This window comes from Synechococcus sp. H55.10, assembly GCF_047502715.1.
GTDB lineage: Bacteria > Cyanobacteriota > Cyanobacteriia > Thermostichales > Thermostichaceae > Thermostichus.
The window spans coordinates 1-18,971 of the sequence record NZ_JANSJJ010000306.1 but is presented as its reverse complement, the minus strand read 5'-3'; the positions used below and the strand labels follow the sequence as shown (position 1 = coordinate 18,971).

Genomic DNA, 18,971 nt, shown 5'->3' with positions numbered 1-18,971 from the left:
CACTTAGGGTGGGATGCGGTGAGGGCCAGGAGTATGTCACCTCTCCAGATCAGGATCCTCGCCCAAAGCCCGCAACCTTTCCGCCAGACGCTCAGCCCGTTGGCGCTCCTGTTCGGCTCGTTGGCGCTCCAGCTCAGCCCGCTGGCGCTCCCGCTCGGCCCGCTCATCTCCCGTCAACAGCAACTGCCCTTGGGCGTCGCACCAGCGCAGCCAGCGGGCTTGTTTCCCCTCGAAAACTCCGTCCCACAGCCTCAGGCCCAGCTCCACCTGTTCCAGCCAGGTCTCGGTCATTTCCGCATAGTGGCGGCCTCGCAGCTCGAAAATGCGCAGCTCCTCTGGCCCCAGCTCGTGGTTGGGATCAAAAACCGCGTAGTAGCTGACCCGCATCTGCTCGTAGCGACTGAGTTTGCCCCCTAGCTCGTCGCCTTCGCGGTTGGAGACAATCTCAATCACCACATCCGGCGGCTTGTCAAATTGCCAGAGCAGATAGCACCGGTTCTGCTTCTCCCACCATTGTTCCGGCACCGTGACATCCAGGCTGAGAAAAACATCCGGCACGATGGGAGGTCGGTTAGGGGTGGTGTAGATGCCCACATTGGCTGCTGCCAGGAAGGTTTTGTGGGGCAGAGAGCTGTAGAGTGCCCCCGTCAGGAGACGCTGCTGCTTTTCAGAGGCAAAGTTATCCACCGGGGTATCGTCCTCAGTGACCAGATCAGCGATGTCGGGCAGCAGCAGTTCAGTATCCATGGGCGAAGGCAGTCGGGGATGTCGACATCTTAGCCGTTTCCCCTACTTTTTGCCGCAGAGGACAAGGGCGGCAAAGCTGGCCGCTCTCCAGAAGGGATCCCGCCCGGAGAATGGGGTATCACGGCAAAAGGGATCTCTTTGAGGAGGAACCTTGAACTGTGACGTTTTGGTGATTGGCTGTGGCGTGGTGGGCTGTGCCATCGCCTACGAGCTGTCTTCCGCAGGGCTATCGGTGGTTGGGATCGACGCCAAGGATCCGGCCTCAGGCGCCACGGGCGCGTCGTTGGGGGTGTTGATGGGGGTCTGCAGCCGCCAGCCGGATGGGGAGGTGGTGCAGTTGCGCCTGAAAAGCCTGGAGCAGTTTGATCCCTTGATTGCGCGGCTGGAAGCCGACTTGGGCCGGAATTTGCCCGTCAATCGGCACGGCATCCTCAAGCTGCTCCGGGAGGAGGAAGTGGACGCTTGGCAAGCAACCCTGGCGGCTCGCCGGCAAGCAGGTTACCGCCTGGAGCTTCTCAGCCCTGGCGAAGTGGGATCCCTGCAGCCGGGTTTGTGCAGCGACCTGGGGGGAGCCCTCTACTCGCCCCAGGATCGCCAAGTCCAACCCAAGCTCCTCACTCAGGCCCTCTTGGAAGCAGCCCAGCGCAAGGGATCCCGCTTTTTCTTCCATCAGCCGGTTCAGAAGATCCAGCGCAGCCCGGATCCCCCCTTTCGCCTGCAGGCAATTGATACGCCCGCCCTCACCTTCTCGGCGGGGCACGTCATTCTGGCGGCAGGGCTGGGCAGCTCTCCTCTGGCCAAAGAGCTGGGGTTGCAGATGCCGTTGCAGGCCGTCAAGGGCCAGGCCCTGCGGGTCAAAGCGCCTAGGATCCCCCTGGGGCCGGTGGTCAGCGACGAGGATCTGCATCTGGTCCCCCTGGGCGATGGATCCCTGTGGGTGGGGGCAACCGTGGAGTTTCAGGCCCCCCATCCCCAGCCGACGCTGCTGGCGCTGCAAGATCTGCTGGCCCGCGCCATCCGGCTCTGCCCGGCTTTGGCCGAAGCGACTTTGTTGGAGCACTGGGCCGGCCACCGCCCTCGACCGGTGGGGCAGCGCGCCCCCATCCTGGGGCCGGCTCCCGGCTATGTCAATCTTTTTGTTGCCACTGGCCACTACCGCAATGGAGTGTTGCTGGCCCCGATTAGCGCCGCCGTCCTGAGAGATTTGGTGCTGAAAGGGAAAACAGCCCTCTGCGATCTAAGCGCTTTTGCCCCAAGACCTAAACAGGGCTGAGCGGGCCTATCCCCTGAGGGAGGCGGACTTATGTCAGAATAGAAGGCTGCCCGGCTCAGGCCGGGCCAGCGTGTGACCTGTCGAGTCCTGCAAAGGAGAAGAGAGCCTTGCCGAAGTTCGCCCTAAAAGCCCTGTGGCTAGAAAACGACTTGGCTATTGCTGTGGATCAGGTGGTGGCCAAAAACCGCAGCCCCCTCACCCACTACTTTTTCTGGCCTCGGGATGACGCTTGGGAGCAGCTTAAAGCTGAGCTGGAGAGCAAAACTTGGATCAGCGAGGAAGATCGCATCACTCTGCTCAACCAAGCCACCGAACTCATCAACTACTGGCAAAACGGCGGACGCAACCGCCCCATCAGCGAAGCCCAGGCCCAGTTTCCCGACATCCTGATCGGCGGCAACTCCTAAGCCTCTCGGCCACAACCTGACCCCGGATCTGTCCCACCTTGCTGAGTCTCCCAGTTTTGGGCTAGATTGGCACTCAGGAGTTTAGAGTGCTAACTTTCTGTTGGCTGAGCCGATGGATTCTTCCACTCCGCCCGGCAGCACTCGGCACAGGTAGCCCAGTCGAAATTACGAGGATCGCGGATTTTATGGCAAAACGGATTCTGTTTAGAGAAGAGGCCCGCAAGGCGCTGGAGCAGGGCATCAATCAACTGGCGGATGCGATCAAGGTTACGGTTGGCCCCAAAGGGCGCAACGTGGTCTTGGAGAAGAAGTTTGGTGCCCCCCAGATCGTCAACGATGGGGTCACGATTGCCAAAGAAATCGAGTTGGCGGATCCCTTGGAGAACACCGGTGCCCAGTTGATGCGGGAAGTGGCCTCCAAGACCAACGATGTGGCCGGGGATGGTACCACCACTGCCACCATCTTGGCCCAGAGCATGGTGCGGGAAGGGCTGAAAAACATTTCAGCGGGTGCCAACCCTGTGGCCTTGCGGCGCGGCATTGAAAAGACCACCGCCTACTTAGTGGAGCAAATTGCCGCCCATGCCAAGCCTGTGGAAGGCCGCAAAACCATTGCGGAAGTAGCCACCATCTCTGCCGGCAATGACAGCGAGGTGGGGGAGATGATTGCCAAGGCCATGGATGCCGTGGGGCGAGAGGGGGTGATCACCGTCGAGGAATCCAAGTCCTTGGAGACGGAATTGGAAGTTGTAGAAGGGATGCAGTTCGACCGCGGCTACATTTCCCCCTATTTTGTTACCGACACCGAGCGGATGGTGGCCGAATACGAAAATGCCTATCTGCTCATCACCAGCAACAAGATCTCCAGCCTGCAAGATTTGCTGCCCATCCTGGAGCGGGTGGCCCGTGAAGGTCGGCCTCTTTTGGTCATCGCAGAAGATGTGGAGGGAGAAGCGCTGGCCACTCTGGTGGTCAACAAGCTGCGGGGGGTGCTCAACGCGGTGGCGGTCAAGGCTCCGGCTTTTGGGGATCGGCGCAAGGCCATGCTGGAAGACATTGCCATTCTCACCGGCGGGCAGCTCATCTCCGAGGATCTGGGCATCAAGTTGGAGAGCGTCACCCTGAACATGATGGGGCTGGCCCGCAAGATCACCGTCACCAAAGATAAAACGACAATCGTCACCGATGGCAGCACCAAGGCGGCGGTGGAGAAGCGGGTGGCCCAAATTCGCAAGCAACTGGAAACCACCGATTCCGAGTACGACCGCGAGAAGCTGCAGGAGCGGATTGCCAAGTTGGCCGGTGGGGTGGCGGTGATCAAAGTGGGGGCTGCCACCGAAACAGAGCTCAAAGACCGCAAGCTGCGCATTGAGGATGCCCTGAATGCCACTCGAGCGGCGGTGGAAGAAGGGATCGTTCCCGGCGGTGGGGCGACGCTTTTGCATCTGGCCAAAGGGATCCCGGCTTTCAAGGCAACCTTGAAGTCGGAAGAGCAGGTGGGGGCAGAGATTGTCTACCGGGCTTTGCAGGCTCCGCTCTATCAGATTGCCCACAATGCCGGTCTGGAAGGGTCGGTGGTGGTGGAAAAAGTTCTGGAGAAGGAGATGCCTTTTGGCTTCGATGCCCTGACCGGAACCTATGTGGACATGTTTGCTCAGGGGATCGTGGATCCGGCCAAGGTGGTGCGCTCGGCGTTGCAAAACGCGGCTTCCATAGCCGGAATGTATCTCACGACCGAAGCGATTGTGGTGGAAAAACCTGAGCCCAAACCGGCAGCCTCGACGGCTGGCTCCGGGGGCATGGGTATGATGTAGCCCCTCAAACGTACGCTCCGGCCCTGGGAGAGGCGGCTTAGTCTTGGATGTACTCCGCGCCGGAGAGCAGGGCAGCTTCGGCCTTCTGAAACTCCCGTCCCAGGTAGGCCGCATGGCTGAGCTGAGAGACAACCCTCTCCTGCTCTTTTTCGAAGATCTGCACACACAGTTCTTTGGCCGTGCGTCCAACATACACCCGTTCAGGGGAGCGATTGACGGAGCCCCTGGCCGGGATCACTGCTCCTGTTTCCGGATCGGTGGCCAGCCCCCGCTCGTTAATTACAGTGCGGTAGTACTTGGCGCAAATCAGGTTCTGCTCCCGATCCAGGTAGATGACAAAGTAACCCGCCGGATCCAGCTCCAAGGGCCGGCGGGAGAGATGGTCGTCAAGGCTGCGCATCTGCTCGCTCAGGGGTGTGGAGGAAGGAAGCATAGAACGGCTGACCCAAGACCGCAAGAGAGAAACGTAGCCGAGGCTACGTTTGCCTGCCTTCATTGTGACAGATGAAGCTGCTTTTTGGACAACCTCGGTTCTGGCGGATGGATCCTGTCTTGGGCTAGCGGGGGGCCACTCGATAAAATCGTGTGGTCGTCACCCACTGGTCGGAAGGGATCCCTTCGACGACAATGGCGCGGGCGATGGCACTGCCCAATTGGGATCCCCGCACCCGCACATCGGCAAAGGAGCCACTCTGCTCAAAAGAGGCGATCTCCTGGAAGTTCAGCGGACGGGGAGAGGCTACGGCCAACACCTGGGCTTGGCCGAAAGGTGGAGCGATGGTCAACCGGTAGCTGGCCCCCGGCGGTGGAAAGGTACGCACTTCTCCGGCCCGCAGAAACTCGTTCCCGCCGGAAAAGCGGTTGGGCAAAATCAGATGGGTGCGGCCATCGGCTTGGATGCTGAACAGATAGACGTAGGTATCGCGGTTGGTGCTCAGGGTAATGGCAATCGGTTCTCCAGGCCGGTAGATGGGGTTCGACCCGCGCCGATCCAGCTCCAAATTGACCTGCAAGTCAGAAGGAACGGGGTTGACGATGATGGAGCGGGTGCCAATCTCCAACTGAGCAGTGTCGGCCAGTTGCAGCCTTTGCAAGGGGGGGTAAATGCCCAAGGTTTGCGGAAAAACAGCGGTGGCCGGAGCTACAGACAACCCCAGAGCCAAGGGTAGGAAAAGCAGTTTGGCGTTCATTGTTCAACACCGGATCAAGGGTTATGTTCATCCTAGGAACGGGCCCAGGTGGAGCGGCTCAGGCTTTGCGCAATCTCCAATCTCCTGCCGCGGCAGTTTCTCCTACTGCAGATGGCATCACCGAGGGGAAAAAAACGCTGCAGCGGCGAGGGCACGGCTCCCTTCTCGGCATCTGGAGGAACGTAGCTGAGAAGGGCTAAGCTGCAAATAAGGGATCCCTTCCTCGCGCCAGATTCCAAGTCAACCCCCAACCGGCTTATGGCTCACGACAGCTACCAAGAGGGCATCGCGGCGGTACAAGCGGGAGATTTCCAGTCGGCCATGCGGGCGTTTCGGCAAGCAGTTGCTGCCGACCCAACCCACACCGAAGCTCGGTACAAACTGGCCTGGGTGCTGGGTATGAGCGGCTACCTGGATCCGGCCTTGGCAGAGCTGGAAGCCGTTTTGGCGGCAGATCCCAACCATGTGGCAGCCCATTACAATCGAGGGGCCCTCCTGTTGCAAAAGGCCCAACTGGAAGCAGATGAGGATGGCCAAATCGAGCTATCCGTTCTGCAGCAGGCGGAAGCAGCCTTTCAAGCGGTGATGCGCTTGGATCCCACCGATCAGCGAGCCTTTGCTTTTCTCAATTTGGTCAGGCGGGCCATTCGCAACCACCAGCCGCCCACCCAGGTCTCTAGCGGCAGTGGCGGGTAAACCCCTGCACCAAGGCTTCAATCGGCGCAATGCTGGGATCCCCGAGTTCGGCCTCTGCTTCTTGAGAGACCTGTCGTACCACTTCTGGGGGCAACTGCAGCCTATCCACCAACTGCCGAAAGGCGTCCAGCTCTTCCACATTCACCACGGGTTCTTCCGGGCTGCGGGCGCTGGCCGCAATCACCAGGTAGCCCAACTTGAGGATGAGACGCTTCTCGGCCTCATCGTTGACTTTGGACAGCACCTCTGCCAACGGGACTTGCTGCACCAAATACTGGCGGATCTCCTGCGCTAAGCTGGCCTGCTGGCCGGGATGCGAAGCAAAATGCCGCGAGAGTTGCTGGGCGATGAGCTCCACTTCCGCAACCTCCAGCGCGCCATCAGACCAGGCCATCGCGGTGACAGCTCGCAGCAGATTCATTTGCTTGGGGGTAATGCCGGGCGGGGATGGAGTGGGCATATATCCTCCTGGGGTGGCTCATCTGCCAGTTTAGAAGCGGATCCCAGACCATTTCGGTTAAGTTTGGTGTCTGCTCGATGGCTCTTTCCAACCCGATTCAGACACTCACTTCCTGCTTCACCCCGGCCCCTCTCCCCAAGAGAGAGGGAAGCGCTTGGGCGTCCTACCAGTCGCATGCTCTGTGTAGCCCAAGGCGCAGGGGCAACGCATCGGAGAATGAGTCTCTTGGCTCAATCAGCCTAGCCCGCGGAACTGCTCCCACTGAGCGGGGGTAAAGGTGCGCAGAGCCAAAGCATGGAGGCGGCCATCCTGTAAATAGGTTTTCAAGGCCTCATTCACCAGCCGATGCTGCTTGATCAGGGGCAGGCCCTGAAATTGCTCGGCCACTACAATGGCCTGAAAGTGGCTGCCATCGCCGACAGTGTCTTCCACCTGCACCCTTGCGCCGGGCAGGGCAGCCTGTAGCAACGCCTCGATTTCTCGTGGATCCATGCGCTGTTGTCCCCATGGTCTGTTCAAATGTGTGCCGGAGCTCAAGATCCCGTTTCGGATCTCAACCTGCTCATCCATCACCCTAGACGCTTCTGGGGTAAAACGGGATCCCTTCCTCTGCTCTGCAGGTGGGATGGCTCAGAACCAGAACCTCGGTGATGGGACCGCGTTTGTGGCCCTGGCAGTTGATGGCACGGCTGGCAACGATGGTTTGGATGGGGTAATCCCGGTACAGCTCCCGCACAAAGGGGCAATCGGAATTGGAGAGCAGCACCTGCACCCCTCGGTCGGCCAACGTCCCAAATACCTCTCGCAGGCGGATTTGTTCGGTTTCGCCAAACGCAAACCGGCTGTAGGCGGTGAAGCTGCTGCTGGCAGACAGCGGATGGTAAGGAGGATCCAGATAGACAAAATCTCCGGGTTCGGCCCGTTCCAGCACCTGCCAAAACGGCTGCACCGCGATCTCTACGCCCTGTAAAACTCGTGCCACGGCCCGCAGGTTCTCCGCGTCGCAAATGCGGGGATGACGGTAACGGCCCAGAGGGACATTAAACTCTCCCCGCGAGTTTTCCCGGTAGAGGCCGTTGAAACAGGTTTTGTTTAGGTAAATCAGCCGTGCCGCCCGTTGCACCGGATCCGCAAAACGAGTTGCGCGGATCGTGTAGTAGTGCTCCCGGCTGTGGTGGGCTTGGTGGTGGCTGAGCAGGGCAATGATCTCCTCCACTCGATCCCGCAGGCAGCAATATACATTCACCAGCTCAGGGTTGATATCCGACAACACAAAGCGCCGCGGGATCCCTTGGGCCAGATGAAAAAAGACCGCTCCACCCCCCAAAAAGGGCTCGTGATAGGTGTTCCAGTTGCGCGGGAAAAAGGGTTCGTATTGGCTGAGCAGTTGCCCTTTCCCCCCTGCCCATTTTAGGAAGGGACGCGCTCGAACGGCTGGTGCTGCCGGGGCGGGGTTTGGACTCCCGCGTTCTTCCCAACGCAAAGCCCCGCCTTTGCTCGGGCTGAGGCCGTGAACGGGCGGACAAGGGTAGGAAGGTATCTGGCCGTTCATTGGTGTTTACTTTTTTACCTTCTAAGTGCTCCGCGCTGCTAGCGCCCTCACCCCCGGCCCCTCTCCCGGAGGGAGTCAGCCCTCACCCCCGGCCCCTCTCCCGGAGGGAGAGGGGAGTTAGGGGTAGCGCTCCACCTCGCCAGTGCGTTCGCGGCGGCGTTGCGTAGCAATAACGACGTAGAGAAACGTTTCATTGACTACAAAACCTGAGGTGTTGGGCAAATGATGCTGGGCGGGGGGTAACGGTTCTGGGAGCAGTATTCCCTCTCTGCAGTGAATGGGCTAGGACTGCATTTGGCTCATCGCCTCTAGGTCCAACACTTTGGCCACCTGTTCCGGGCTCATCAAGTTGCGCTCCAACAGGATTTGGCGGATGGGTTTGCCGGTTTCCAGGGAGAGCTTGGCTATCTCTGCCGCCTGCAAATAGCCAATGTAGGGGTTGAGGGCGGTCACCAGAGCGAGGGTTCCTTCCGCATAGCTGCGGCACCGCTCCGGGTAGGGGATGATGCCTTGAATGCAGCGCTCGGCGAAGACCCGCAGGCTGTTGTTCAAGATCTGCAGGCTGTGCAGAAGGTCGTAGGCGATGAGGGGCATCATCACGTTCAGCTCAAATTGCCCCGCCTGAGCACAGAGGGTGATGGCGGTGTCCAGCCCGATCACCTGGAAGCAGACCATGTTCAGCATCTCGGCCAGCACCGGGTTGTACTTGCCGGGCATGATGGAGGAGCCGGGCTGCACCGGCGGCAGTTGAATCTCCTTGAGGCCGGTCTTGGGGCCGGAATCCATCAGCCGCAGGTCATTGGCCAGTTTGATGCCGTCCTGGGCCAGGTTGCGCAGGGATCCCGACAGGTGCACAAAGGGGGCCATGCTCTGCATCGCTGCCATGGGATGGGGAGCCGGGGTGAGGGGCAACTGGGTGTAATCCGCCAGCCGCTGCACCACCTGTTGTCGGTACTGGGGGGGGGTGTTGAGGCCGGTGCCGACCGCGCTGCCCCCCAACCCTAAGCTGCACAGAGCCTGGCTGGCCTCCTCGATCCAGCGGCGGTGCTGGGCAAAGATGGCCGCATAGGCCCCAAAGCTGTCCCCCAGCCTTACAGGGACAGCATCCTGTAAATGGGTGCGACCGGCTTTGAGGATGCCGCGAAACTCTTGGGCCTTCTGCTCCAGTGCCGCCACCAGGTTGTCCAGTGTGACCAACAGATCCCGCCGCACCCGCGACAGGGCGGCCAGGCGGATGGCGGTGGGGATCACGTCGTTGGTGGACTGGCCGTAGTTGACGTGGTCGTTGGGGCTGACCCGCTCGTAGCGTCCCTTGGGCTCCCCCAGGATCTCCAAAGCCCGGTTGGCCAGCACCTCGTTCACATTCATGTGGTGAGAGGTGCCCGCCCCCGCCTGGTACACATCCACCACAAATTGATCCCGCAGAGATCCCTGGAGGATCTCGTCTGCTGCTTGGACAATCGCCTTGGCCACCTCTGCCGGAATGCAGCCCAGCTCGCCGTTGACTTCAGCCGCCGCCTTTTTGATCAGCACACAGGCTTCCACGTACTCTGGCAGAGGCCTGAGGCCGCTGATGGGAAAGTTCTCCAGGGCGCGGGCGGTTTGGATGCCGTAGTAAACCGATTGGGGCAGTTGTCGCTCCCCCATCGAGTCTCGTTCGCTGCGCACTTGCGGCGGAGTAGTCTCTGGAACCATGGCCGGATGATGTTTGGGGGCCGCCGCTTCAGCCGGCAGGCAGGGATCCCTTTTCCTGGAGGGCGGCCAACTGTTGGCCGATGCGCTCGTTGTTTTCCGCCAAAACCAGTACCATGGCCGCGCAGGCCAGATGGACTCCGGCCCGAAATTCCGCCGAAGACTTGTACTGGATCAGCGCCTCGCTATCCCCCTCCCGCGGGCTCAAGATGAGCTGAACCGACTTCTGGGCCAGGTCTTTTAGTTCCCGTTCCGTTAAACCCAGTTGCACCGCTTTTGCCCTCCCTGCTGGCCGACAAACAACCCTCGATCCCGTCCGGATCGCTGCTTTGGTTATCCTACCGCGGAACCTGACCGGATCCCAGGTGAGCGAGCCTTGACAACTCTTGACAGCTCTAGAAGGAGATAGAAAATGCCAGCTAGTATAGGTGCAGCATGCCTTGGCCGGCGGGCCGACAGCCGCTTGGAGAGTTCAAGTCTGTGGGTCGGCGCCGCCCAAAAGGCGTCTGCTTCTTTTGGCATTTGTCTTTGTCCTGCGTTCCGTTCAGAGAGGAAAACTTGTCCGTAGAGCGTCCACTTGACCGCTTTCCCCGCAAGCAGCGTGCAGAGCTGCCGGCCATCAACGAGCGCATCCGCTTCCCCAAAATCCGCCTCATCGATACCGACGGCACCCAGTTGGGGATCATGAGCCCGCGCGAAGCCCTGCGCCTGGCCGAAGAAAAAGACCTAGACCTGGTCTTGGTGAGCGACAAAGCGGATCCCCCCGTCTGCCGCATCATGGACTACGGCAAGTTCAAGTTTGAGAAGGAGAAAAAAGAGCGGGAGGCCCGCAAAAAACAACACACTGCCGAGATCAAGGAAGTGAAGTTTCGCTATAACATCGGCGAGCACGACTACCACGTGCGCCTGCGCAGCGCCCAACAGTTCTTGGGGGATGGAGACAAGGTGAAAGCCACGGTGATGTTTCGCGGTCGCGAGGCCCAGCACGCCGAGTTGGGGGAAGAACTGCTGCAGCGCTTGTTCAAAGACCTAGAAGGCGTAGCGGAAATGCAGCAGCCTCCCCAAAAGGAAGGGCGCAACATCACGATGATCCTCTCCCCGAAAAAATCCACCTGAGGAGGGATCCCGCCATGCCTCTTGCTGTTGGGGATCCCGCGCCGGAGTTCACCTTGCCCGATGCCGAGGGCAACTTGATCAGCTTGAGCCAGTTGCGGGGCCGGCGGGTGGTGCTCTATTTTTACCCGCGGGACAACACCCCCGGCTGCACCCAAGAAGCCTGTGGCTTTCGGGATGCCTACGCCGAGTATCAGGCCCAGGGGATCCACATCTTGGGGGTGAGCGCCGACGATGCCCGTTCCCACCAAAAATTTGCCCAGAAACTGCAGCTCCCTTTTCCGCTGTTGGTGGACGAGGGGGCCAAGGTGGCCACCGCCTACGGCGTCTATGGCCCGAAAAAGTTCATGGGCAAAGTCTATAACGGCATCCACCGCACCACCTTTGTCATCGATCCGGAGGGGAAGATCGAGGCCGTCATCACCAAGGTTAAGGTGGAGACTCACGCGGCGGAGCTGCTCCAGCAGTTGACCGGCTCCTAGTCTCTCCATTGGTGGGTGCAGGGGGAGCAGCCCTGTCGGCAAAGGTGCCGAGATTAGGACAAGAAGAGAGCGGGCAGGGGATATAACGATACAAAGTGCCGGTATGGATTCCCCTGGGGCCGTGTCCCGACGCACCCGTACCACCAAGTCCATTCACGACAGCTACCAAGTTTTGGGTTTGGCTGGCCAAGGGCAGTATGGGCGCGTGTTTTGCGCCCGGCCCCGCCAAGGGGGGGAGCTGGTGGCCCTCAAGGAGCTGCCGGCGGAGCGTTTCCCCACCCCCAACCTGCTGCGGGAGCTGCGCTACTTGCTGACGTTGAACCACCCCAATATCACCCGCTGCTACGCCCTCGAACATGCCCGCGAGGGGCGGTATTTGGTGTTGGAGTACTGCGAGGGGGGCACGCTGCGGGAGCTGATCGACCAGGTGGAGCGGGGGCTGTGGCTGCCGGTCAAGCAGGTTTTGGGCTTTGTGGATCAGATCTTGGCCGGGCTGGATCATGCCCATCGCCAGGGGGTGATCCACTGCGATGTGAAGCCGGAGAACATTTTGCTCAAGCCCACACCCCAGGGCTGGCAACTGAAGCTGACGGACTTTGGCATCGCCCGCCACCCCCAACCTGCCCCCGGCGAGATCGCCGCCACCGGCTCGCCGGCCTACATGGCGCCAGAGCGGTTCTACGGCCAGTTTGGCCCCGCTTCTGACCTCTACGCGGTGGGGATCATCCTCCTGGAGCTGTTGACGGGTCAGCGGCCCTTTTCCGGCTCCCCCAGCCAGTTGATGCACGCCCACCTCAACCAGCCGTTTGTCTGCCCAGAAGGGATCCCGGCCCCGCTGCAGGAACTGCTGGAGATCACGTTGCGCAAATTGCCCTTGCGGCGGTTTCGCACGGCGGCGCAGATGCGCTCAGCTCTGGCGGTGTTTGCTCAGGAGTGGCAGGAGCCAGCCAGTTGTTGGGTTGGCCCGCACCTGTCCAGGCGATCCCCCCCCGGCCTGCAGGTCTGGGATCTGCCGGATCCGGGTTTTGTGGGCGGTGGCGGGATGGAGTCCCCGCCTGAGCAAAAGTTCTACATCTGCGAGGATCCCAGTGGCTGCCGTTCCCCGCTGCTGTTGCGAGTGACCTCCCAGAAGCTGGAGTGGCTGGAGCTGCAGACCCTTGCCTCAGGAGCGCCGCCTCTGGCCTGTTTCTCCTTGGCCGAACCGTTGCGGCAAGTGCTGCCTTTGCCGAGCTTCCCGGAGGCTTTGGCTTTTTCCAAAAGCAGCCTTTTGCACCTGAGTCCCGCGCGCATCCGTACCCTGCTGAGTTTTGCGGAGGATTGGCAGGCCACCTGGCTGGCAAAGCGGCAGGAGTTGGTCTGGGCCACCGCCCAAGAGCTGGGGGCTGTGCAGTGGCAGCCGACCGGGCCCCAGCCTTTCCCCGATTCCCATCGCTACTTTCGTTGGCCTGGCCCGCAGCCGGCTGGGACGGGATCCCTGCCCCGCTTGCTGGCCCTCTCGGATTATCTGGTTTTGCTGACCGGTGCGGGGCGGCAGTGGGTGCAGATGAGCCTTGTGCCTTATCCCACCGGCTTGCCTTTGCAGCCGGGATCCCAGCCGCTGCGCTATCGCCTACCCCTGGATCCCCAAGGGATGGCGGTCAGCCTGGGGGAACGGCTGCTCTTTGCGGCCCAGCAGGGTTGCTGCCCCTACCTCGACTCGGTGCAGGTGAATCCGCTGCGGGTGCGCCGCTGGTTTTTGAGAGGGTGGCCTGTCCAGATGGTCCAAGCCCCTTGGGGTCTGCTGCTGCTGTGTCGGGAGGGAGAAGAGTTCTCGTCCCTCTGGCTGTACGGCGAAGGGGGGGATCCCTTGGCCCAGGTGGCCGTGCCCGTCGGATCTGAAGTGTTGCAGGTGGGGCAAAAGGGGCTGGTCTGGCTGCAGGTGCTGACAGCCGGGCAGTCACAGCGCTTCCAGCTTTGGCAATTGGATCTCAACCAGTTGCCTGTGGATGGCCATACTGCCGAGGTGATCCCCTTGGAGTGAACGACTCCCGACACTCATCTTCGTTGAGTAAACACAATTCACCAATACAGTGCCGGGCTTCCCGCCGATTAAGCTAAAGACAGGACAGCCAACCCGGCACAAGGAAAATTCTTAAAAAAATTCTTGAGGTCGTCTTTTAGATCGTATTTTGGCCTCGGCCTGCCCAACTCCCGACGGTAGTGAGTTTTGTATTGCGCTGATCGTGTTGATGTTGTTGTGGAGGACGTCTTGCCATGGGTCAACATCTGCCAGAACCCTCTGCCCTGGGGGAGGATCCCAGCTTGTTGGTGGAGCGGCTGCGACGCAAAGAGGGCCGTTGGCTGGATTGGGCCAAGGCCTGCCAAAGCTTGCAGCAACAGAAAATGACTCCCCAGGCCATCTTTGAGGCGACTGGGCTTGAGCCCGCCCAGCAAAATCAGATCATCGTCGCCGCCCAGGTTTACGAGGGGATGGCCAAAGCCGGCGCCAGCCCGGCGGTTCTGGAGCATTTTGCCCACCGAGGCAGCGATATCCTCTACGAGCTGCGCATCCTCTCGCCACAGGATCGGGTTCGGGTGGCGGAATTCGTCCTCAACCGCCATTTGAATGTCGATGAAGCTCATGAGATCGCCCGTGCCGTGAAAAATTACGCCCAACTGCAACGGCTTCCGGACGGGTTTACGGATCACCCCGGCGATGCGGTGGCCTATCAAGCCTGGAGAACGGCCCAGCAAACCCGCGATCTGCAGGAGCGCACTCGGGCTATCGGTCGAGCGTTTCGGTATGTCCATAGCGATACAGCCCGCCAGCAGGTGGAGCAGCTCCTATCCACGGTTGCTGCCAGCTCCCGACCCCAACGCAGCGTTTTGCCCAAGCTGTCTGTGTTTCGCCTGGAAGAAGATCTGCCGCGCCTGCTGCCGGTGGCCGGATCCCTGCCCCTGGCGACCGACATCTGGGAACAGATCCCTGCCGGCGAGCCCCAAGGGCCTTTTGGCTGGGTCACCAGCCCGGCGGAGCAGACTTGGATGGCCTTGCCCGCTTGGCCGGTGATGCAAAAGGCCGGGGATCCGGTCGTCCTACCAGTAGAAAACGGGCTGCTGGGATCCCTGTTGGGCTTGCCGGTAGCCCCTGAGGAAGAACGGGATCCGGTCTTGCTGGTGGTGGATCGCGCTGTTCGGGTTTGGGAAGGAACGGCGGGATTTTTCCTGCTGGATCGGGCTGGACTGGTGGCAGTGGAGTGGATTGAGGATTCACCCTCCTCTCCCCTGTTGGGCCAGGTGCTGCTGGCCGTGCGCCCACCGCGGGTTTTCGATGAGGAGCTGGCTCAGGATCCCTGGCAGTTGGAAGAATAGGCCATCGCAGTGGCCTAGTTGAGCAGAGCCAAGTTATCCCGATGCACAGCGGTATCGACCCCCTCGTAGCCCAGAATGTGAGGGATCTCGGCAGTTTTTTTGCCCTTGATCTGCCGCAGTTCTGCGGCGCTGTAGTTCACCAGACCCCGTGCCACCTCCTGACCGCTGGGATCGCACAGGCGCACGGCGGCCCCCGCCTCAAATTCCCCAGAAACGGCCGTGATCCCTGCCGGCAGCAGCGAACGTCCTTGCTGGCACACCGCCCGTACCGCCCCCTCATCCAAAGTCAAAGATCCCTCGGGGATGAGGCCATAGGCAATCCATCGCTTGCGGGCGCTGGCGGGCTGGGGAGCCGGATCAAAGCGGGTGCCGATGGCCTCGCCGGCCAGAATGGCCGGGATCTGCTCAGGCCGTTTGCCGTTGGTGATCACCACCGTGACGCCTGCGGCTGTAGCAATTTGAGCAGCGGTTAGCTTGGTGGCCATGCCGCCGGTGCCCCAGCCGCTTTTTCCCTGGGCTTCGGCCTTCACCTGGAGAGGGATCCCGGGCAACACCCGCTCGATGGGCTCAGCAGACGGATCCCGGTTGGGGTCAGCCGAATAGAGCTTGTCCACATCGGTGAGCAAGATGAGCCACTTGGCCTGCACCATGCTGGCCACCAACGCCGAAAGCGAGTCGTTGTCGCCGAATTTCAGCTCCTCCACTGCCACGGTGTCGTTTTCGTTGACGATGGGGATAACCCCCATCTGCAGCAGTTGGGCAAACGTGCGATTGGCGTTCACGTAGCGGCTGCGCTCTACCAGATCGCCGCGGGTGAGCAAAACTTGGGCAATCGGCTGGTTGAGAGCCGAGAAGAGGTCATCGTAAAGGCGGATCAGCCGTCCCTGCCCCACCGCAGCCACCGCCTGCTTTTCGGCAATGGCCGTCGGTCGTTGCCGCCAGCCCAGGCGAGCACAACCTACCCCCACCGCTCCGGAGGAGACCAAGATCACCGCGTACCCCTGCCTGCGCAAGTGGGTTAGTACCTCCACCAGCGGCCCCAGCACCGAAAGGCGCAACAGGCCGGTTTGCGTGTCCGTCAGGCTGGAGGTGCCGATCTTCACCACCACCGTCACGTCTGTTGTTGCCATCCCCCTCCTCAACCCATCCCTATCTCACCATAGCGGAGGGCCATCGCTTGCCCTCAGAGTCACCACAGGCGAGAATAAAAACAGTCGAGAAAGCCATCCTCAAGCTCATCTTTCTGTCTGCCTGTGAATCCTGTTCGCACCCTCGCCGCCACCAAAGCGACCTTTTTCAGCGCCTACCCTCGCCCGATCAACGCCGTCTATCGGCGGGTGGTGGAAGAGTTGCTGGTGGAGCTGCACCTGACCACCGTCAACAGTGCCTTCACCTACGACCCGTTTTTTGCTTTGGGGCTGGTCACCCTCTACGAGGGGCTGATGGAAGCTTACCACCCCCCTGAACAGCGAGAGGCCATTTTCAACGCCCTCTGTAAGGCTCTCCACCTCAAGCCGGAGGTGTTGCGCAAGAATGCCGGCGATCTGCTCGAGTTGATGCGCAGCGGGGATCCACGCCAAAGACTGGATCTCCTTTGTCTCAAACCGGGGGCGGAAGATGTGGGCGGGTTGAAAGCCATTTTGGAGCGCATGACCCAGCCTCCCTATGCCTACAGCCGGGTTTTGGCGGTTGGCCTTTACACAGCCTATGAAGTTGTAGCCAAGTCCCTTTTCAAAGAACCGGAAGAGCGCACCCGTCGCTTTTTGGAGGATGTGGTGGGCAAGCTGCCCTTCTCGGCAGAGCGGGTGAAAAAAGATCTGGAGCTCTACCGCAGCAGCTTGGATCGCATGAAGCAGGCGCGGGCCATTGTCGAAGAAATGGTGAAAGCCGCCCGACGCCAGCAGGAACGTCGCCAATCGACCGCCTCTTTGCCCGAGACTTCCGTTGCCGATCCCAAAGAACCCAGCAGCTAGGCCAAGTAGCCAGCCCAGGCTTCCACCACCTCGGGGGAACCGTACCAGCGCCGCCCACCTCGACCCGAATGGTAACAGTTGGGCAGGGTTAGGTTGACAGCCCCCTGTAAGTGGGCAGCCTGGATGGGGGTAATGCCGTCGCCCCACAGCTCTCCTTGGCCGGCGGTGAGCCAATAGCTGTTGTAGGCCAGCCAAGCCAGATAATGCTCTTGCCGCCACAGGGATCCCAGCTTCAACCTCTGCCCTTGGATAGCCTTGCCCGCCACACACACGTATTTGATCTGCGGCCAAAAGGCCCCCGGATAGTGGGTGTTGACAAAGTCCAAATTGCGCCTTGTCCAGCGCTCGCGGCTGGTGTGAGGGGATCCGAGGCTGATCAAGGTCGAGACGTGCTCCCGCCCCTGCCACACCTGTCCCCCATAGGGCACGGATCCCAGGTAGATGCGGGCAATCCAGCCGCCGGCGGAGTGGGCCACCAGGTTAACCCGCTCAACCCCAAACTCGGCCTGGGTGCGCCGAATGGTGGCCTGCAGAGCCCGTAAGATGGGCGTGACGGGCCTTCCCCCCAGTGTGGGAAACCAACTGCGCACCTGCAACGGCACCACCCGCGCCGCATAGCCGCGGGCCTCCAGCGCTTGGCGCAAAGGCTCGTATTCCGCCGCGCCCGCCAGATAACCGGGCAGGATCACCAGGGGAGCCATGGGCTAGCGGGGATACCAAAACATGCCTTTGATCCCCTCGGGGTCGGGGGTAAAGCCCAGCCGTTCGTAAAAGCTGACCACCCCCTGATCGGCAAAAAGGGTGATGTTGCTGATGTCTTGGGCGCGCAGCTCGTGGATTACCTTTTCCATCAGCCGTCTGCCCAGACCCCTGCCCTGGAAATCGGGATGCACCACCACATCCCAGATGGTGGCATTGAAGGCATGGTCAGATGTCGCGCGGGCAAAGCCGATGAGGCGACGATAGCTGCCCCGCTGCAGCCACATCGACACCACCAAGAAGCTGTGCTGCAGGGCTTTTTTCACTTTGTGCATGGGGCGACGCGACCAACCCACTGCATCGCAGAGTTCCTCCAGCTCGTACAGATCCAAGTTGGGATCCAAGCTGAAGAGGATAGTCTCCCCTCGGACCACTACTGTTTCCTGGCGACGGTCGGCCTTGGCTGTTTGCGCCGGCTCTTTGGTTGTAGCAGCCCCTGTTGACCCGAACAGGCCCTTCCAAAAGCTCATGTGAATCGCTGCGGAGTGAAAGCCCACCGCTGGGTTTGGGTGAGCGTGTCCCCAGTATAGCCAGGATCGGCAGCGAAAATGGCCGATCTGCCTAGGTGCTTCCGCGCAGGTTTGGGACGAGCCTTTGTTGGAGACTGAGAATGGAAAGTCTGGGCAAACCTATGGCTCCTCCCGGCACTGGCACCCTCGTCAATGCCCTGGCCATCCTGGTGGGCAGCGGCCTCGGCTGGGGCATGGGCAGCCGCCTGCCCGAACGCATGAGCCAAACCCTCTTGCAAGCGATGGGAGCCCTGGTGTTGGTCTTGGGGATCCAAATGGCTCTGACCCTCAGCAGTGCCGCCCAAACGCTAACGGTTTTGGTGGCCCTGGTGTCAGGAGCGGTGCTGGGGGAGTGGATCGACATCGAGGCCGCCTTCGAGCGGGTTGGCCAGGCCCTGGAGAAGCAGGTAAGCCGCCGGCTGGGTCCCAGCCCCATTACCCGCGCCTTTGTTGCCACCAGCATTCTGTTTGTGGTCGGCCCCATGACGTTGCTGGGATCCATCCGGGATGGCTTAGGGGATCCCTCGCTGTTGTTGGTGAAAGCGGCGTTGGATGGGATCGCCACCCTCGCCTTCGCCGCCAGCCTGGGCTGGGGCACCCTATTTTCGGCGCTGCCGGTGCTCTTGGTGCAGGGGGGAGTGGCCTTGTTGGCGCGGCAGTTGCAGCCGCTGTTGCGCCCAGACCTGATGGCGGCCCTAGAGGCCACCGGTGGGATCCTGATCTTGAGCATTGGCCTGAACCTGCTCGGCCTGGCCCGCCTGCGGGTGGCCAACCTGCTACCGGCTCTGTTGATCGTGGAGCTGCTGGTGGGGTTTTTCCCCGTTTGGGATCTCCGTTTCTAGTTTTCCCGGTCGGCGCTATTCCTACGCAACGCTGTCGCGAACGCGCCGCTCTAACTCCCCTCTCCCTCAGGGAGATGGGAGTTAGCTGTCTCTTATCAAAAGCTGACGCGG

Annotated in this window: 21 protein-coding genes; 10 read left to right on the top strand and 11 right to left on the bottom strand. The window is 61.0% G+C overall.

The features are described from left to right. Positions 1-36 precede the first annotated feature (36 nt). On the bottom strand, positions 37-747 hold the full coding sequence (locus NW858_RS13635) for a Uma2 family endonuclease (protein ID WP_414334250.1): 711 nt from the start codon (positions 745-747) through the stop codon (positions 37-39). Between the two features lie 151 nt (positions 748-898). On the opposite strand from NW858_RS13635, the gene NW858_RS13630 reads away from it, so the two are divergent. The 3 genes from NW858_RS13630 (at position 899) to groL (ending at position 4,241) form a co-directional block, all read left to right on the top strand. Continuing rightward, a complete protein-coding gene (locus tag NW858_RS13630; protein ID WP_414520702.1) occupies positions 899-2,020 on the top strand; it encodes an NAD(P)/FAD-dependent oxidoreductase in 1,122 nt (373 codons plus the stop codon). A 77-nt stretch (positions 2,021-2,097) separates the two neighbouring features. Further along, positions 2,098-2,427 (top strand): 30S ribosomal protein PSRP-3, encoded by a 330-nt coding sequence (locus NW858_RS13625; protein ID WP_414334283.1) that lies wholly within the window; start codon positions 2,098-2,100, stop codon positions 2,425-2,427. Positions 2,428-2,612: 185 nt separating this feature from the next. Then, positions 2,613-4,241: a chaperonin GroEL gene (groL, locus tag NW858_RS13620; protein ID WP_414520701.1), complete on the top strand. Its 1,629-nt coding sequence runs from the start codon at positions 2,613-2,615 to the stop codon at positions 4,239-4,241. 37 nt (positions 4,242-4,278) lie between these two features. On the opposite strand, the gene NW858_RS13615 is transcribed toward groL, so the two are convergent. Beyond that, entirely contained in the window at positions 4,279-4,674 is a 396-nt protein-coding gene (locus NW858_RS13615; protein WP_414334255.1) for a DUF4346 domain-containing protein, read from the bottom strand. 124 nt (positions 4,675-4,798) lie between these two features. Next, positions 4,799-5,431: a DUF4384 domain-containing protein gene (locus NW858_RS13610; RefSeq protein WP_414520700.1), complete on the bottom strand. Its 633-nt coding sequence runs from the start codon at positions 5,429-5,431 to the stop codon at positions 4,799-4,801. 258 nt (positions 5,432-5,689) lie between these two features. Between NW858_RS13610 and NW858_RS13605 the strand changes: the two genes are divergently transcribed. Further along, positions 5,690-6,127, top strand: coding sequence for a tetratricopeptide repeat protein (locus NW858_RS13605; RefSeq protein ID WP_414334259.1), 438 nt, complete (start codon positions 5,690-5,692; stop codon positions 6,125-6,127). On the opposite strand, the gene NW858_RS13600 is transcribed toward NW858_RS13605, so the two are convergent. The 5 genes from NW858_RS13600 to NW858_RS13580 all read right to left on the bottom strand — a co-directional run bounded on the left by NW858_RS13600 (position 6,108) and on the right by NW858_RS13580 (position 10,102). After that, positions 6,108-6,587, bottom strand: coding sequence for a TerB family tellurite resistance protein (locus NW858_RS13600; RefSeq protein WP_414520699.1), 480 nt, complete (start codon positions 6,585-6,587; stop codon positions 6,108-6,110). The genes NW858_RS13605 and NW858_RS13600 overlap by 20 nt on opposite strands. Positions 6,588-6,821: 234 nt before the next feature. After that, complete coding sequence (locus NW858_RS13595; protein WP_414510208.1) at positions 6,822-7,157, bottom strand: BolA family protein; 336 nt, start codon at positions 7,155-7,157, stop codon at positions 6,822-6,824. A gap of 4 nt (positions 7,158-7,161) precedes the next feature. Continuing rightward, complete coding sequence (locus NW858_RS13590) at positions 7,162-8,139, bottom strand: DNA adenine methylase (protein WP_414349178.1); 978 nt, start codon at positions 8,137-8,139, stop codon at positions 7,162-7,164. A gap of 282 nt (positions 8,140-8,421) precedes the next feature. After that, positions 8,422-9,834: an aspartate ammonia-lyase gene (locus NW858_RS13585; protein WP_414368911.1), complete on the bottom strand. Its 1,413-nt coding sequence runs from the start codon at positions 9,832-9,834 to the stop codon at positions 8,422-8,424. 28 nt (positions 9,835-9,862) lie between these two features. After that, complete coding sequence (locus tag NW858_RS13580) at positions 9,863-10,102, bottom strand: hypothetical protein (protein WP_414336724.1); 240 nt, start codon at positions 10,100-10,102, stop codon at positions 9,863-9,865. Between the two features lie 287 nt (positions 10,103-10,389). On the opposite strand from NW858_RS13580, the gene infC reads away from it, so the two are divergent. From infC to raf1, 4 genes are all read left to right on the top strand, one after another. Then, positions 10,390-10,947 (top strand): translation initiation factor IF-3, encoded by a 558-nt coding sequence (gene infC, locus NW858_RS13575; protein WP_414334268.1) that lies wholly within the window; start codon positions 10,390-10,392, stop codon positions 10,945-10,947. A gap of 14 nt (positions 10,948-10,961) precedes the next feature. Then, positions 10,962-11,426, top strand: coding sequence for a thioredoxin-dependent thiol peroxidase (gene bcp, locus NW858_RS13570; RefSeq protein WP_414334270.1), 465 nt, complete (start codon positions 10,962-10,964; stop codon positions 11,424-11,426). A gap of 121 nt (positions 11,427-11,547) precedes the next feature. Next, positions 11,548-13,446 carry a serine/threonine-protein kinase gene (locus NW858_RS13565; protein WP_414520698.1) on the top strand — a complete coding sequence of 633 codons (1,899 nt, stop codon included), beginning with the start codon at positions 11,548-11,550 and terminating at the stop codon, positions 13,444-13,446. Positions 13,447-13,679: 233 nt separating this feature from the next. After that, a complete protein-coding gene (raf1, locus tag NW858_RS13560; protein WP_414334273.1) occupies positions 13,680-14,777 on the top strand; it encodes a RuBisCO accumulation factor 1 in 1,098 nt (365 codons plus the stop codon). Positions 14,778-14,791: 14 nt separating this feature from the next. On the opposite strand, the gene proB is transcribed toward raf1, so the two are convergent. After that, on the bottom strand, positions 14,792-15,907 hold the full coding sequence (gene proB, locus NW858_RS13555; RefSeq protein WP_414334274.1) for a glutamate 5-kinase: 1,116 nt from the start codon (positions 15,905-15,907) through the stop codon (positions 14,792-14,794). A 123-nt stretch (positions 15,908-16,030) separates the two neighbouring features. Here proB and psb29 point away from each other — a divergent pair, with 123 nt between their 5' ends. After that, positions 16,031-16,750: a photosystem II biogenesis protein Psp29 gene (gene psb29, locus NW858_RS13550; protein ID WP_414510211.1), complete on the top strand. Its 720-nt coding sequence runs from the start codon at positions 16,031-16,033 to the stop codon at positions 16,748-16,750. Here psb29 and NW858_RS13545 read toward each other — a convergent pair. Both NW858_RS13545 and NW858_RS13540 read right to left on the bottom strand, forming a co-directional pair. Then, positions 16,747-17,451, bottom strand: coding sequence for an esterase/lipase family protein (locus NW858_RS13545; RefSeq protein ID WP_414334277.1), 705 nt, complete (start codon positions 17,449-17,451; stop codon positions 16,747-16,749). The two genes, psb29 and NW858_RS13545, sit on opposite strands and share 4 nt — an antisense overlap. A gap of 3 nt (positions 17,452-17,454) precedes the next feature. Beyond that, positions 17,455-17,979: a GNAT family N-acetyltransferase gene (locus NW858_RS13540; RefSeq protein ID WP_414334279.1), complete on the bottom strand. Its 525-nt coding sequence runs from the start codon at positions 17,977-17,979 to the stop codon at positions 17,455-17,457. Positions 17,980-18,140: 161 nt separating this feature from the next. Here NW858_RS13540 and NW858_RS13535 point away from each other — a divergent pair, with 161 nt between their 5' ends. Continuing rightward, on the top strand, positions 18,141-18,860 hold the full coding sequence (locus NW858_RS13535; RefSeq protein ID WP_414334281.1) for a DUF554 domain-containing protein: 720 nt from the start codon (positions 18,141-18,143) through the stop codon (positions 18,858-18,860). Positions 18,861-18,971 lie beyond the last annotated feature (111 nt).

Excerpts from the sequence above, each read along its gene's own strand:
- NW858_RS13635 (WP_414334250.1), bottom strand. The coding sequence starts at position 747 with ATGGATACTGAACTGCTGCTGCCCGACATCGCTGATCTGGTCACTGAG.
- groL (WP_414520701.1), top strand. The coding sequence starts at position 2,613 with ATGGCAAAACGGATTCTGTTTAGAGAAGAGGCCCGCAAGGCGCTGGAG.
- NW858_RS13615 (WP_414334255.1), bottom strand. The coding sequence starts at position 4,674 with ATGCTTCCTTCCTCCACACCCCTGAGCGAGCAGATGCGCAGCCTTGAC.
- NW858_RS13610 (WP_414520700.1), bottom strand. The coding sequence starts at position 5,431 with ATGAACGCCAAACTGCTTTTCCTACCCTTGGCTCTGGGGTTGTCTGTA.
- NW858_RS13605 (WP_414334259.1), top strand. The coding sequence starts at position 5,690 with ATGGCTCACGACAGCTACCAAGAGGGCATCGCGGCGGTACAAGCGGGA.
- NW858_RS13600 (WP_414520699.1), bottom strand. The coding sequence starts at position 6,587 with ATGCCCACTCCATCCCCGCCCGGCATTACCCCCAAGCAAATGAATCTG.
- NW858_RS13595 (WP_414510208.1), bottom strand. The coding sequence starts at position 7,157 with ATGGATGAGCAGGTTGAGATCCGAAACGGGATCTTGAGCTCCGGCACA.
- NW858_RS13590 (WP_414349178.1), bottom strand. The coding sequence starts at position 8,139 with ATGAACGGCCAGATACCTTCCTACCCTTGTCCGCCCGTTCACGGCCTC.
- NW858_RS13585 (WP_414368911.1), bottom strand. The coding sequence starts at position 9,834 with ATGGTTCCAGAGACTACTCCGCCGCAAGTGCGCAGCGAACGAGACTCG.
- bcp (WP_414334270.1), top strand. The coding sequence starts at position 10,962 with ATGCCTCTTGCTGTTGGGGATCCCGCGCCGGAGTTCACCTTGCCCGAT.
- raf1 (WP_414334273.1), top strand. The coding sequence starts at position 13,680 with ATGGGTCAACATCTGCCAGAACCCTCTGCCCTGGGGGAGGATCCCAGC.
- proB (WP_414334274.1), bottom strand. The coding sequence starts at position 15,907 with ATGGCAACAACAGACGTGACGGTGGTGGTGAAGATCGGCACCTCCAGC.
- NW858_RS13545 (WP_414334277.1), bottom strand. The coding sequence starts at position 17,451 with ATGGCTCCCCTGGTGATCCTGCCCGGTTATCTGGCGGGCGCGGCGGAA.
- NW858_RS13540 (WP_414334279.1), bottom strand. The coding sequence starts at position 17,979 with ATGAGCTTTTGGAAGGGCCTGTTCGGGTCAACAGGGGCTGCTACAACC.
- NW858_RS13535 (WP_414334281.1), top strand. The coding sequence starts at position 18,141 with ATGGCTCCTCCCGGCACTGGCACCCTCGTCAATGCCCTGGCCATCCTG.